Origin of the sequence: Rhabdonatronobacter sediminivivens (assembly GCF_013415485.1) — a bacterium.
Lineage (GTDB): Bacteria > Pseudomonadota > Alphaproteobacteria > Rhodobacterales > Rhodobacteraceae > Rhabdonatronobacter > Rhabdonatronobacter sediminivivens.
Window position 1 is genome coordinate 116,057 of the sequence record NZ_JACBXS010000001.1, and the last position, 13,697, is coordinate 129,753.

Consider the following 13,697-nt stretch of genomic DNA (forward strand, 5'->3'; position numbering starts at 1 on the left):
TGGGCCGGGCGCGCGCAAGCGCGCGCCGCTGGCCTTGTCTGGCAGATGCTGCGCCCGGGGGGATCAGGCGTCAGGGCGGGCGCCGAGGAGTTGCGCCAGTCGGCGCAGGGCAAGCTCATAGCCCTGCACACCGCAACCCGCGATCACCCCATCCGCCCGATACGAGACATAGGAGTGGTGCCGGAAGGTTTCGCGGCGGTGAATATTGGAAACATGCACCTCCATCACCGCGCCGTCAAAGGCGTTGAGCGCATCAAGGATCGCAACCGATGTATGGCTGTAGGCGCCCGGGTTGATGACGATCCCCGCCATCTGTCCGCGCGCCTGCTGGATCAGATCGACCAGGGCGCCTTCGTGGTTGGTCTGCGCGGCGGTGACCTCCAGCCCCAGGGCCGTGCCGGTGGCCCTGGCGGCGGCCTCCACATCCGGCAGCGTCTTGGCGCCATAGATTTCGGGTTCACGCGTGCCCAGGAGGTTCAGATTGGGGCCGTTGAGCAGCAGGATGCGGGTGGGCATGGCTTGGATCTCCGTTCACCGGGCACTGTTGCGCCGGTGCGGCCGAAGGTCAAGCAGGAGACGGGTCAGCGCCCTGGGCTCTGCCGGGCGGGGGATCGCTTTGGCTGATCCGCGAAGGCCCTGTCACCTCCGCTGCAGAATCGAAGGGCAGCGGGGCGGCGCTCAGTAGAGGCGGTCGAACCCGGGGGCGGCGGCAGTGCTGTCCCCCCCTTCGGAGGCTGCGGCACCAGTTGGCTGTCCGGTGGAAGCGGTGCTGCCCGAATCGCTGTCCCCGCGCATGGCTGGCGCAGGTGCAGGCGCGTCTTCGTGGCTATCGGCAGCAGGACCCTCAGCCCTGAATTCAGGCGCGCGGTCCTGGCCCGGCTCCAGCACCTGTTCGGGCGGGGGGCTGCGCAGTTCCTCGCGCAGGTTCTCCAGCAGGGTGATCTTGAAGCTTGGTTTTGGACCAAAGAGGTCCGCCGGCACCGGCGACAGGGCCAGGCGTGCGTTGAAGAGCGGCCCCGCAGTCGATGCAACCGTACCGGCCTGTTCGACGGCGATGATGGTTTCCGAGGCCGCAGCCGGAGCGGCGGCATCGGGTCGCCCTGGCTGGCTGGTTGCATCCACGGGCGCCGCGCGCAAGGCGCTGGCGTCACGGGTCACGGGCTGTGGCTGAGAGGTGGATTGCGCCACCGCCGAGGGCATGGGCTGAAGCATAGGTAAGACCTCCGAACCGGAACCTGCCCCAGGGGGCTGAATTGGATGACAGCATCCGGCCCCGGGGTTCCCCATGCACGAAGTTGCCGGATCAATCCGGCCCAACGCATGCAGCACCCACCAGCCGCCTGCCCGACCATGATAGCGTGAAGCTCTTAATCCCGGGTTAACGCGGCCCGCATTCCGTCACGGCCTGAAAACCCGCAAAAAGGCAAAAGGGCGCCCGCAACTGCAGGCGCCCTTGCCGATACCGTCAATGGACGGGTTTTACTTGGCTTCCGAGATGAACTTCACCGCATCGCCAAAGGTCTGGATGTTCTCGGCGGCATCATCGGGGATTTCGATGCCGAACTCTTCCTCGAACGCCATCACCAGCTCGACCGTATCCAGGCTGTCGGCGCCCAGATCGTCGATGAACGAGGCATTGTCGGTGATCTTGTCTTCCTCGACGCCCAGATGCTCGACAACGATCTTCTTCACGCGATCTGCGATATCGCTCATGTCAGTTCCTCTGTCATTTCCGGGGCGGACCCGGGTTGTGGTATCCCTCGCTCAACCGAGCGACGTTTGGAGCCTGTCAGGTGCGCCCTGCCACAGGCCGACCATCGCGCAAGTGCTGCCCCGGCGCGATCCGAGCCGCCTATAGCATATGCAGGCGGGTTGGCAAACGCTTTCGCCACCTGCGCAGAGAACGGCACGCGCCTGCGTCACAACATGGCCATACCGCCATTGACGTGCAGAGTGGCGCCGGTCACGTAACCGGCCACGGGGCTGGCCAGATACAGCACGGCCCCGGCAACCTCGTCGGCCTCACCCATCCGGCCGGCGGGGATCTTCTGCATCAGGCCCGCGCGCTGGTCTTCGGTCAGTTTCTCGGTCATGGCGGTGCTGATGAAACCCGGCGCCACGCAATTGACGGTGATGTTGCGCGCGGCGACCTCATGGGCCAGGGCCTTGGACAGGCCCACCATCCCGGCCTTGGCGGCGGCGTAATTCGCCTGGCCGGGGTTGCCGATCGCACCAACGACGGACCCGATATTGACGATCCGCCCCCAGCGCGCCTTCATCATGCCCCGGATCGCCCCGCGGCACAGGCGCATGGTGGCGGTCAGGTTCACATCGATCACCGCGTTCCAGTCGTCATCCGACATGCGCATGAACAGGTTGTCGCGGGTGATCCCGGCATTGTTGACCAGAATGTCCAGGCTGCCCATGGCGGCGCTGGCGGCCTTTGGCAGGGCATCGACGGCCTGCGGATCGGACAGGTTGCACGGCACCACATGGGCGCCCTGTCCCAGCTCCCCGGCCAGGGCGCGCAACGGATCCTCACGCGTACCCGAAAGCGCCACCTGCGCCCCGGCGCCATGCAAGGCGCGCGCAATGGCGGCACCGATCCCCCCCGATGCCCCGGTCACCAGGGCCGATTTTCCTGTCAGATCAAACATGCTGCTTCACGTGCCTCCCCTTGTCGCAAACGCGGGTATTCGTCTCCTATGCGGTCAATAACAGGGATGCCGCGCGCCCACCATATATGTGCAAAGATTTACCTTGCTTCGGCGCGGTTCAGCCATGACAAGAAACAGCCACCCCGATGGAGACGCCAATGCCGATGGAGCGCGCCGAGATCATTGCCCTGTTCCAGGTCGGCGTGCGCGCGGCAGACCCCGGCGCCGCCGTGGAGCGGGCGCTGGCCGCGCATCCGCTCAGCACTGGCGGGCGGCTCGTCGTGCTGGCCCTGGGCAAGGCGGGCCTGTCGATGATGCGCGCCGCCCTCGCCGTGCTTTCACCGCCCGCACAGGCGCTGGTGGTGACCAATCATGAAAACGCAGGCGATCTGCCCGGCGCCCGCGTGCTGGCGGCAGGGCACCCGGTGCCCGATGAGAACGGGTTGCGCGCCGGGCAGCAGGTCTTGCAGATGCTGGCACAGGCCGGGGCCAATGACACCGTGCTGGTGCTGGTCTCGGGCGGCGGTTCGGCGCTGCTGCCCGCGCCGGTGCCCGGGCTGACCCTGGCGGACAAGGCCGCGGTGAACGAACTGCTGCTGGGCGCCGGGCTGGACATCACCGAGATGAACGCCGTGCGCCAGCATCTCTCAGCGCTCAAGGGCGGGGGGCTGCTGCGCGCCGCCGCCCCCGCCCGGGTCACGGCGCTGATCCTGTCGGATGTGATCGGCGATGACCTGCGGGTGATCGCCTCGGGGCCGACGGTGGCGCCGATTCGCCCGCGCGCACAAGTGGTGGCCGGGCTGAAGGAACGCGGGTTGTGGGCCAGGCTGCCCGCCGCGGCGCGCGCGGCGCTGGAACGGCCCGAGGCGGAGGAACCGCTGCCCGCCGCCACCAACCGGCTGATCGGGTCCAACCGCATGTCGCTGGATGCCATGGCCGGTGCCGCGCCCGAAGCCAGGATCCTCTCGGACGCCCTGACCGGAGATGTCGCCGAAGCCGCGCAGGCGATCTGCGATGCCGCAGCGTCCACGCCGCGCGGAACCGGCCTGCTGGCGCTTTTCGGGGGCGAAACCACGGTGCACCTGCACGGAACAGGCCAGGGCGGGCGCAATCAGGAACTGGCGCTGCGGGTGGCCCAGGGCCTGAGCGCAGCACTGCCCCCGGATCGCGGCTGGCGCTTCCTCTCGGGCGGGACCGATGGGCGTGACGGTCCCACCGATGCCGCTGGCGGCGTGACCGACCCGCACACGATCAACCGCATCACTGCCGCCGGTGGCGACCTGCAGGCGCTGCTGGCCAATAACGACAGCTATCACGCGCTGGGGCTTTCCGGGGACCTGCTGCGGATCGGGGCCACGGGGACGAATGTGGCCGATCTGCAGGTCCTCTCGCTTGACCCCTGAGCGCAGGCGCCAGACATCCCGCCCGCCCCTCGCGCGCATCGCGCGCGCCCGGCCCAACGGGACGCGCCGCGCTTGCGCGGCAAGGACGGGCGGGAGGGCCGGTCAAACCACCCCTCCGCCCGGGCAAGTAAGTGCGGGCCAGTCAGCGCTGGTCGGTCAGTGCGTGGCCGGTCAGAGCAGGCCGGTCAGTGCGTGGCCACCCACTGCGCCGGGATCAGCCCGCGCAGGGCGTTGCCCACCCATAGCCGCACATCCGGCAGGTCCCCGCCCCGCAAGACTTCCTCGGGGACATCCAGCGCCGCGCGCAGGACCCCGGGCAGCAACCCGCAGGCCAATGGCGGCGTCCGCATCCCCGCGCCCCGGTCAAAGAACACAGTGGTGATGGTCCCGTCGCAGACCTCGCCGCGCTCATTGAGGAACACCACCTCGTCCACCCCCTCGGGCAGCGCGGCGCGGGCGTCATCATAGACCGCGCGGCGGGTGGATTTGATCCGCAGCCAGGGATCGTCTGACCGCAACCGCGCCGCCGCCAGCCCCACGCGCCAAAGCGTTGCCTCGGGCGGCAGTGGCCCATCCGTCACCTCCACCCGGCCCCTTGCGTCCAGCGTCAGGCGCAGACGCGCGGGCACGCCCTCGGGGCCGCGCGGCGCAACCTCGGGCACCGCCCAGCCCAGCGCCGCCGCCCCTGCGCGCAGCCGTGCCAGATGCAGCGGCCAATGCGCCACCCCCGCGCCATCCCAGCGCATGGTTTCGATCAGTTTCAGCCCGGGCGCGTCAGCCCCTGCATGTAGCGTGCTTTCCACAGCGCCTCCTCCCATTCGCCCTCGGCGGTGCTGTCCTGCACCACGCCGCCCCCCACATTGGCCAGAACGCCCCCGTCCGGATACAGCCGCAGCGTGCGGATCGCCACCGACCAGCACTGGTCCCCCCCGGGTGCCGCCCAGCCGACCGCCCCGCAATAGACCCCGCGCGATTGCGGCTCCAGCTCGGCGATGATCTGCATGGCGCGGATCTTCGGCGCCCCGGTGACCGAGCCGCAGGGAAACAGCGCCGCCATCAGCGCGGTCAGCCCCGTCCCGGCCTGCAACCGGCCCCGGATGCGGCTGCTCATCTGGTGCACCGTGGCGAAGCTTTCGACCGCAAACAGCTCCGGCACCGAGACCGAGCCGATCTCGCTGATCCGTCCGATATCATTGCGCAACAGATCCACGATCATCAGGTTCTCGGCCAGCACCTTGTCGCTGTCCGAAAGCGCAGCGGCAAGGCGCGCATCCTCGGCCGGGTCAGGGCTGCGCGGGGCGGTGCCCTTCATGGGGCGGCTTTCGATCACCCCGTCGCGGACGTCAAAGAACAGCTCGGGGCTGCGTGAGATGATCACCGGCCCCACGCCCAGATCCACGAATGCGCCAAAGCCCACGTCCTGCCGCGCGCGCAACGCCCCATAAAGCCCCAGCGCCGAGCCCGCCGCCAGCCGCGACCCCATCGGAAAGGTCAGGTTCACCTGATAGCAATCCCCGGCGGCGATATACTCCAGCAGCCGGGCCATGGCGGCGTCATAATCGGCGCGCGACACCAGGGGCACAGGCGGGTCCAGCCGCACGGCATCTGCGGCGGCGGTGGCCTGGGCCTGGATTGCAGCGGCGGGTTCGGGAGCGTCGCAGATGGCCAGCAGCACCAGCGGCTCTGCCCCGGAATCGGGCTTCAGACAAGGGCGCAGGCGCGGCTCAAAGGCGTAGCCCGCCTCATAGGCCAGATAGCCCGCGACCCAGGCACCCGCGCGGCGGGCAGCCTCGGCGCGCTCCAGCACCGGGGCGACCTCGTCCAGACTGCGCGCGCAGAGAACCTCGCGCGGGGGCCCAAAGGCCGACGCCTGCCCGCCAGGTCCATGTTCGATGACAATCACTGCCGCTTCCCGTTGCCCCGAGTCGGTTGCGCGCCCCGTGGCGCATCGGGCCGGTTAGCATGTTTGCGGGTGGGCTGGTAGAGTGCGCGGCACGGCCCACCCCGCCAGCGACCGCGCACTATGCGCGCATGCGCGCACTGGTCGGATCATACATCGGCTTGAGGCTGGCCCGGGCACCGATGCGGCGGCCCGCCACCTCGATCTGCCAGTCCGAGGCCAGCAGCGCCGCCGCATCCTGATCCTTCGCGGGCACATAGCCCATGCCCACCGCAGCGCCCAGATGATGGCCATAGGCGCCGGAGCTGAGGTAGCCCACAACCTGCCCGTCGCGCAGAATCGGCTCCTTGTGATAGAGCATCGGGTCCGGGTCGCTCAGCAGGAATTGCAGCATCCGGTATTCGGGGCCGCTTTCACGCCGCCGCAGAACCGCATCACGGCCGATGAACCCGGGCTTGTCGGTCTTTACGGCAAAGCCCAGGCCTGCGTCGATGACATGGTCTTCGCAGGTGATGTCATGGCCGAAATGGCGGAAGGCCTTTTCGATCCGGCAGCAATCCATCGCGTGCATGCCGCACAGTTTCAGACCTGCCTCGGCGCCGGCTTCCATCAGGGTTTCAAACGCATGCACCGCCATGTCGGTGCTGACATAGACCTCCCAGCCCAACTCGCCCACATAGGACACGCGGTGCGCGCGCGCGAGGCCCAGGCCCAGCTCGATCTGCCGCGCGGTGCCGAAGGGGAAGCGGTCGAAATCGTCCGGGCTGGCGGCTGCCATGACCTCCCGCGCGCGGGGCCCCATGACGGCCAGCACGGCTTCGGCTGCGGTCACATCGACGATGGCCACGCGGTCCTCACCCCGGTGACGGGTCAGCCAGTCCTGATCGGCGGGGCGGGTGGCGGCGGGGGTGACGACGATATAGGCGTCCTCGGACAGGCGGGTGACGGTGACATCGGCCTCGATCCCGCCGCGCGCGTTCAGGAACTGCGTATAAACGATCCGCCCCGGTGGCACGGCCACGTCATTGCCGCAGACGCGGTTGAGGAAGGCCTCGGCATCCGGCCCTTCGACCCGGATCTTGCCGAAGCTGGACATGTCATACATGCCGACCCCGCTGCGGATCGCCGCGACCTCGGCCGCCGTGTTGGAAAACCAGTTCTGGCGGCCCCAGCTGTAGCGATACGCGCGCTCCTGCCCCGGGTTCGCATACCAGTTGGCGCGCTCCCAGCCTGCGGTCTCGCCCATGACGGCGCCGTGGGCTTCCAGCAGATGATGCAGCGGTGTGCGCCGGATGCCGCGCGCCGTGGCCTTCTGCCGATAGGGGAAATGGTCAGCATAGAGCAGGCCCAGCGCCTCGGTCGCGCGGTCCTTCAGGTAGCGGCGGTTGTTCTGGAAGGGCTGCACCCGGGCGATGTCGATCTCGCCCAGATCGAAGGGGCGCGCGCCATCCTCCATCCATTGCGCCAACGCCATGCCCGCGCCGCCTGCCGACTGGATGCCGATGGAGTTGAACCCGGCGGCCACCCAGACATTGGCCGTCCCCGGCGCCAGGCCCAGGTGATAGGCATTGTCCGGGGTAAAGCTTTCGGGGCCGTTGAAGAAGGTATGGATGCCCGCCTCGGCCAGCATGGGCAGGCGGTGGGTGGCTTTCTCCAGGATCGGTTCGAAATGGTCGAAATCGGGGGGAAGCTCGTCGAATTCGAAATCCGCCGGGATACCGTCCAGCGCCCAGGGCTTGGCCACGGGTTCGAAGGCGCCCAACATCATCTTGCCCGCGTCCTCCTTGTAATAGGCGCATTCATCGGGCACGCGCAGGACCGGAAGCTGCGTCAGCCCCGCAATCGGCTCGGTCACGATGTAGAAGTGTTCGCAGGCCTGAAGGGGCACCGAAACGCCCGCCATCAGCCCGACCTCACGCCCCCACATGCCGGCGCAGTTCACCACATTGTCGCAGGCGATATGGCCCTGCGCGCCCTCTGCCGCCCAGTCCACGCCGGTCACACGGTCGCCCGAGCGCCGGATGCCGGTCACGCGCGTATTCTCGAACACCTGCGCACCGCGCATGCGCGCGCCCTTGACCATGGCCAGCGCGATATTCGCCGGGTCCCCCTGCCCGTCCGTGGGCAGCCAGACGCCGCCCACCACGCCATCGAGGTTCAGATGCGGGTAGCGCTCGGCGATCTCAGAAGGGCCGACCTCCTCCACCGGCACGCCAAAGGCGCGGGCCATGGAGGCAAGGCGCAGCAATTCTTCCTGCCGCTCGGTGGTCAGTGCCACGCTGATGGACCCCACCTGCCGGAAGCCGGTGGCGATGCCGGTCTCGGCCTCCAGACTGCGATAGAGGTCTGCGGTATACCGCGCCAGCTTCGTCATGTTGGACGAGCTGCGCAACTGCCCGATCAGCCCCGCCGCGTGCCACGTGGTCCCCGAGGTCAGGCGCTTGCGCTCCAGCAGCACCACATCGGACCAGCCGAGTTTCGTCAGGTGATAGGCGACGGATGCGCCGATGACACCGCCGCCGATGATCACGGCGCGGGCGTGGGAGGGAAGGGTCATGTCGGTCCTTTCAGACGATGGTATGCCCGGCAGCGCGCAGGCGGCGGGCGATTTCGGCAATATGGGCGGGGCCGGTTTCACAGCAGCCACCGACCAGCGTGGCCCCGGCGGCCACCCAGCCCAGGGCGTGATCGGCGTAACGCTCAGGCCCCATGTCGCGCCGGGCGGTCAGCGCGTCGGCAGTGGGTTTCTCGCGCAGGAAATCCTCGGTGATCTGCTCGAACCCGTTGGCCAGCGCGCCAAAGGGGCGGCCAAGGGCAGCCAGATGCGGCATGGCGGTGTCCATCGCCTCGGGCGCGGAACAATTGGCCAGAAGGCTCTCCACCGGCCCCAGCACCGGCGCCAGCGCGGCGATCGGCTCGCCCGAGCGCAGCACGGTGCCGTCGGTGTCGCTGAGCGTGACCGCCAGCCACAGCGGGATGCCATGGCGCGCGGCGATTGGCGCGGCGGCCTCGATGAAGGCGCGGGCATGGGCGACCGAGGCCACGGTTTCCGCCAGCAGGATATCGCAGCGCGGGGCCAGCAGGTTGGCGACCTCGGCATAGATCGCCACCGCCCTGTCATGCGGGGGCATCTTGTCGGGGCGGTAGCTTTGCACCAGCGGGCCGGTGCTGGCCGCGATCCGGCCCCCGCCATGGGCGTCACGCGCAGCACGGGCGGCATCGAGCGCCTGCGCAAGCAGCGCCTCGAACCGGTCGGCAAAGGGGGTGCCCGCCAGCCGGTCGCGGTGCACGGCATAGGTGTTGGCGGTGGCGACCGTGGCCCCGGCAGCGAAATAATCCGCATGGATCGCCTGCACCAGTTCGGGGCGGTCCAGCATCACCTGCGTGGCCCAGAGCGGTGTGGGACGGTCCCCGGCGCGGGCGAGCAACTCCTGCCCCATGCCGCCGTCCAGAAGGGTGATCGCACTCATGCCCGCAGCCTTTCGTTTTCGGGGTCCCAAAGCGGCGCGTCGCCATGCACCGTGGCCGGGAAGCGCTGGCCGAAGATTTCCACCTCCAGCCGCTGGCCCGGCACCACCAGATCGGCGCGCAGCATCGCCTGCGCCACCTGCGCGCCGACGCGATAGCCCCAGGCCGCCGAGGTCACCTCGCCCACCAGCGCATCGCCGGACCACAGGTTCGCCATATAGGGTGCGTCGGCCTCGGCCCCGTCGATGGTCAGGATAGTGAAGCGCTTGGCGGGACCGGCCTGCCTTTCGGCCAGCAGCGCGGCGCGGCCCGGGAAGTCGGGCTTCGACCAGTCGATGAACCGCTCCAGCCCGGCGCCGAGCAGGCTGTAATCGGTGGACAGGTCCTGCTTCCAGGCGCGATAGCCCTTTTCCATGCGCAGGCTGTCAAGCGCCCACATGCCAAAGGGCTGCGCGCCACCTTCCATCACCGCCGCGTGGACCTTTGGCCCGTCCTCGGGTGCGCAATGGATCTCCCAGCCCAGTTCCCCGGCAAAGGACACCCGCGCCAGCATCGCCCGGCACCCGGCCACCGTCACGCCTTGCTGCACCGACAGCCACGGACGCGACAGGTCGGCATCGGTCAGCGGCGCCAGCACGTCGCGCGCCTTCGGCCCGGTGACCAGCAGGCAGGTGGCGTCCTCGGTCCAGTCCTCGAAGGTCACGCCTTCGGGCAAGTTCGCGCGCAGCACATCGGCGTCATGCCATTGCGCCACGGCGGCGGTGATCAGGCTGATGCCATCCTCGGCTTCGGGGATGACGCTCATTTCGGTGACGATCCGCCCGCGGGCATCGGCGAAATAGGCCAGCCCCATGCGCCCCGGCTGCGGCAGGCGCGAGGGCGTCAGCCCGTCCAGATACGCCCGCGCCCCCGGCCCCGACAGCCGGAAGCGCGAAAACCCGCAGATTTCCAGCACGCCGCAGCCATCGCGCACGGCCTCGGCCTCGGCCCGCACGCGCGGCTCCCACGGGCCGTTCCGCTCCCAGATATGCGTGCTTTCCTCGGAGGTATCGTCGCCCGGGGCGGCGAACCATGTGGCGCGTTCCCAGCCGTTATAGGGGGCGAATTGCGCGCCCAGTTCCTTCAGCCGCCCGTGCAGGGGCGAGACCCGCTGATCCGCCCCCGCAGGCCAGCGGTGGTGCGGGAAGTGGATGGCGTATTCATGGCCATAGATTTCCACCGCCTTGGCCAGCGCATAGGCGTCATCGGCATGTTCGGTGAAGCGGCGCGGATCGCAGGACCACATGTCCCATTCGGTGCCGCCCTCGGTGATCCATTCGGCCAGCACCTTGCCCGCGCCGCCCCCCTGCGCGATGCCGAAGGTGAAGACGCAGGCCTCGAACGCATTGGGCACGCCGGGCATGGGGCCGATGAGCGGGTTGCCGTCGGGGGCATAGGGGATGGGGCCGTTGATGACCTTTTCCACGCCGACGCTGCCCAGAAGCGGCACGCGGGCCATCGCATCTTCAATATACCATTCCAGCCGGTCCAGATCATCGGGGTAAAGCTGGAAGCTGAAATCCTGCGGAAAGGGATCATCCGGCGTGACCCAATGCGCGCGGCAGTTGCGCTCATAGGGGCCCAGGTTGAAACCCGCCTTTTCCTGGCGCAGGTAATAGCTGCTGTCCACATCGCGCAGAAGCGGCAGCTTGTGGCCGACCTCGGCCGCCCAGGCCGCGATTTCGGGGATCTGTTCGGTCAGCAGATACTGGTGGCTCATCACCGCCATGGGCACACGCCGCCCGCCATAGGGGCGGAACCATTCGCCCACCTGCTGGGCATAATATCCGGCGGCATTGACCACATATTCGCAGCGAATTTCGCCCTTTTCGGTCAGCACCACCCATTCCCCGTTTTCGCGCCGCACGCCGGTGGCGGGCGTGTGGCGCAGGATGCGCGCGCCGCCCATCCGCGCCCCGCGCGCCAGGGCCTGGGTCAGTTGCGCGGGGTCGATATCGCCATCCGCCGGGTCATAAAGCGCGCCTTCAAGATCATGGAGTTCGATGAACGGGTAACGGTCCCGGATTTCCGACGGCGCCAGCAATTCCAGATCCATCCCCTGCGGGCGCCCCATGCCCACGGCGCGGGCGAATTCCTGCACCCGCTGGCGCGAATGAGCCAGCCGGATGGACCCGGTGACATGGTAGTTCATGGGGTAATCGACCTCATCGCCCAATCGGCGATACAGCTCGGTCGAATAGCGCTGCATGTTCATGATCGACCACGAGGCCGAGAAGGTCGGGCAATTCCCCGCCGCATGCCATGTGGACCCTGCGGTGAGTTCGTTCTTTTCCAGCAGAACGCAGTCACGCCACCCGGCCTGCACCAGATGATAGAGCGCCGAGGCGCCCACCGCCCCCCCGCCGATGATCACCACTCGCGCGGTTGTCGGAAACGCGGCATTGTCCTGCGGCTCGGTCATGGTCAGGCTCCTTTCAATACACGGGCGGAGAGATGACCCAGACGGCAACCGCCGGGGCATCATGGGGGTTTTCCCAGCGCAGCGCCTCGCCGCGGGTGCGGAAACTGTCGCCGGGGCCGATCTCGAACCGGTCGCCGTCCAGCCAGATCACCAACCGCCCCGAGACCATATGCACGATTTCCGTGGTGTGGCGGACATGGGCATCAGGACGGCGCGCGCCGGGCGCGAAGGTTGAGAGAATCACCTCGAAGTCATCGGTCAGATCGGGCGAAAGAAGTTCCTCATGCAGCCCGGTGCCGGGGTCCGAGATCATCCGCCGCGCGCCCCGCCGCACCACGCGCCCGGCCTCATGCTCGGGCGCCTCGGCGGTGCCGAAGAACATGGCCAGCGGCACATCGTAAAATGTTGCGAAAGCGCGCAATTCGGTGATCGAGGGCGAAGAGATGTCACGCTCCACCTGGCTGAGCCAGCCGACCGAACGCCCCATGCGCGCGGCCAGGTCCTGCAGCGTCAGCTTGCGCGCCCGGCGCAGCGCGCGCAGATCGGCACCAAGAGAGCGGGAATGAGAAGACATGGCGGCCCTTTCGACTGAGGGCAGCCTATCGCGGCTCATGAAAAAATCAAACGGAATTTCACGTAAAGGGCGCCAGCGCGCGTCATTCCGTCTCGAACACCGGTGCGTCAGGGTCGGGGTTCAGGAACTCGGATTGCAAGGTATGCTCCAACCCGTCGGACAGGGTCATGACGGGCGCGAAGCCCTCCAGATCATGGGCGGCGCTGGCAAAGCTGCTGTCGGCGCAGAACTTGCGCACGCGGATCGAACTGATGGGCAGGCGTCGCCCGCTGACGGCCGCCACCGCATCGGCCACATACCCCCCGGCCAGCCCGAACCAGTAGGGCACCCGCGGCCCCACCCCGGATTTCCCGCGCACCCGCTGGCGCACCAGCGAGACCAGCGCGTTCATGTCCAGATCCGGCTTGTCCACATAGTTGAACAGATGTACCCCGGGGCCAAGGGTGGTGGCATGGTGCAGGAAGGCCGCGAGGTTTTCCACATAGGCCATGGACTTGCGGTTGCGCCCGGCCCCGATCATCACGAACCGCCCCGACCCTACGAAGGACAGCAGATTGTAGACATTGCCCCTGTTGCCGGGGCCAAACACCACCGTAGGCCGCACGATCGTCAGGCAGCGCCGGTCGGGGGCCTCGGCCTGCCAGGCGCGCAGCACCTGCTCGGCCTGGTATTTGGTGCGGCCATAGTCATTGAAGGGTGCGATGGCGCCATCTTCGGCAGTGCCCGGCGGAGCAAAGCCATAGACAGCCACCGTGCTGGTAAAGACGATCCGGTCGATCCCCTTCTCTCGCGCCACGGCGGTCAGGGTTTCGGTGCCGCCCACATTCACCGCATGATACCGTTGGCGCGGGCGGACATCATCGCGGTGCTCGGCGGCCAGATGGATCACGGTCTCAGCCGCCAGATGGGTGCGCAACGCGTCGGCATCGCAGATATCGCAAGCGGTGGCGCGTTCCGGAAACAGGGGCGAGGGCCGTGTGTCCAGGATCCGAAAGCCCGTCTGGCGCTGCGCCAGCCGCGTGCAAAGGGTGCTGCCGATGAACCCGCTGCCGCCCGTGATGGCGATCATCCCCGCCTCCTTCATGAATGTCCCCGGATCGCCCGGTCTGCAGGCATCCGGGGTCGGTAACGGGTCTAGAGCATCGAGATCGGGCGATAAAGGGCACAATCGCAAGGCACGCGCGGCGGGTCACCGCCGCGCCAGTTTCTTCACATCGGCCAGGGACCTGGCTGC

Annotated in this window: 12 protein-coding genes; 1 reads left to right on the forward strand and 11 read right to left on the reverse strand. The window is 68.3% G+C overall.

Annotated elements, in window-relative coordinates; translation table 11 throughout:
- Positions 1 to 63: 63 nt before the first annotated feature.
- From aroQ to fabG, 4 genes are all read right to left on the reverse strand, one after another.
- Positions 64 to 516 carry a type II 3-dehydroquinate dehydratase gene (gene aroQ, locus HUK65_RS00540; protein ID WP_179904166.1) on the reverse strand — a complete coding sequence of 151 codons (453 nt, stop codon included), beginning with the start codon at positions 514 to 516 and terminating at the stop codon, positions 64 to 66.
- Positions 517 to 678: 162 nt separating this feature from the next.
- Positions 679 to 1,212, reverse strand: coding sequence for a hypothetical protein (locus tag HUK65_RS00545; RefSeq protein ID WP_179904167.1), 534 nt, complete (start codon positions 1,210 to 1,212; stop codon positions 679 to 681).
- A 267-nt stretch (positions 1,213 to 1,479) separates the two neighbouring features.
- Positions 1,480 to 1,713, reverse strand: a complete 234-nt coding sequence (locus HUK65_RS00550; protein WP_179904168.1) for an acyl carrier protein — start codon at positions 1,711 to 1,713, stop codon at positions 1,480 to 1,482.
- Between the two features lie 206 nt (positions 1,714 to 1,919).
- Positions 1,920 to 2,657 (reverse strand): 3-oxoacyl-[acyl-carrier-protein] reductase, encoded by a 738-nt coding sequence (gene fabG / locus HUK65_RS00555; protein WP_179904169.1) that lies wholly within the window; start codon positions 2,655 to 2,657, stop codon positions 1,920 to 1,922.
- A gap of 146 nt (positions 2,658 to 2,803) precedes the next feature.
- Here fabG and HUK65_RS00560 point away from each other — a divergent pair, with 146 nt between their 5' ends.
- Positions 2,804 to 4,060 (forward strand): glycerate kinase type-2 family protein, encoded by a 1,257-nt coding sequence (locus HUK65_RS00560; protein WP_235441674.1) that lies wholly within the window; start codon positions 2,804 to 2,806, stop codon positions 4,058 to 4,060.
- Positions 4,061 to 4,245: 185 nt separating this feature from the next.
- Here HUK65_RS00560 and HUK65_RS00565 read toward each other — a convergent pair whose 3' ends face one another.
- The 7 genes from HUK65_RS00565 to HUK65_RS00595 form a co-directional block, all read right to left on the reverse strand.
- Positions 4,246 to 4,863 carry an aminotransferase class IV gene (locus HUK65_RS00565; protein ID WP_407692403.1) on the reverse strand — a complete coding sequence of 206 codons (618 nt, stop codon included), beginning with the start codon at positions 4,861 to 4,863 and terminating at the stop codon, positions 4,246 to 4,248.
- Positions 4,821 to 5,963, reverse strand: coding sequence for an aminodeoxychorismate synthase component I (locus tag HUK65_RS00570; protein WP_179904171.1), 1,143 nt, complete (start codon positions 5,961 to 5,963; stop codon positions 4,821 to 4,823). The genes HUK65_RS00565 and HUK65_RS00570 overlap by 43 nt, the downstream gene beginning before the upstream one ends.
- Before the next feature lie 118 nt (positions 5,964 to 6,081).
- The gene (locus HUK65_RS00575; RefSeq protein WP_179904172.1) at positions 6,082 to 8,517 is read right to left on the reverse strand and encodes a GcvT family protein; all 2,436 of its coding nucleotides are present in this window, start codon (positions 8,515 to 8,517) and stop codon (positions 6,082 to 6,084) included.
- A 10-nt stretch (positions 8,518 to 8,527) separates the two neighbouring features.
- On the reverse strand, positions 8,528 to 9,430 hold the full coding sequence (locus HUK65_RS00580) for a homocysteine S-methyltransferase family protein (protein WP_179904173.1): 903 nt from the start codon (positions 9,428 to 9,430) through the stop codon (positions 8,528 to 8,530).
- Entirely contained in the window at positions 9,427 to 11,889 is a 2,463-nt protein-coding gene (locus HUK65_RS00585) for a GcvT family protein (protein WP_179904174.1), read from the reverse strand. Before HUK65_RS00585 ends, HUK65_RS00580 begins: the two co-directional genes overlap by 4 nt.
- 13 nt (positions 11,890 to 11,902) lie before the next feature.
- On the reverse strand, positions 11,903 to 12,463 hold the full coding sequence (locus tag HUK65_RS00590; protein ID WP_179904175.1) for a helix-turn-helix domain-containing protein: 561 nt from the start codon (positions 12,461 to 12,463) through the stop codon (positions 11,903 to 11,905).
- A gap of 82 nt (positions 12,464 to 12,545) precedes the next feature.
- The gene (locus tag HUK65_RS00595) at positions 12,546 to 13,532 is read right to left on the reverse strand and encodes an NAD-dependent epimerase/dehydratase family protein (protein ID WP_179904176.1); all 987 of its coding nucleotides are present in this window, start codon (positions 13,530 to 13,532) and stop codon (positions 12,546 to 12,548) included.
- Positions 13,533 to 13,697 lie beyond the last annotated feature (165 nt).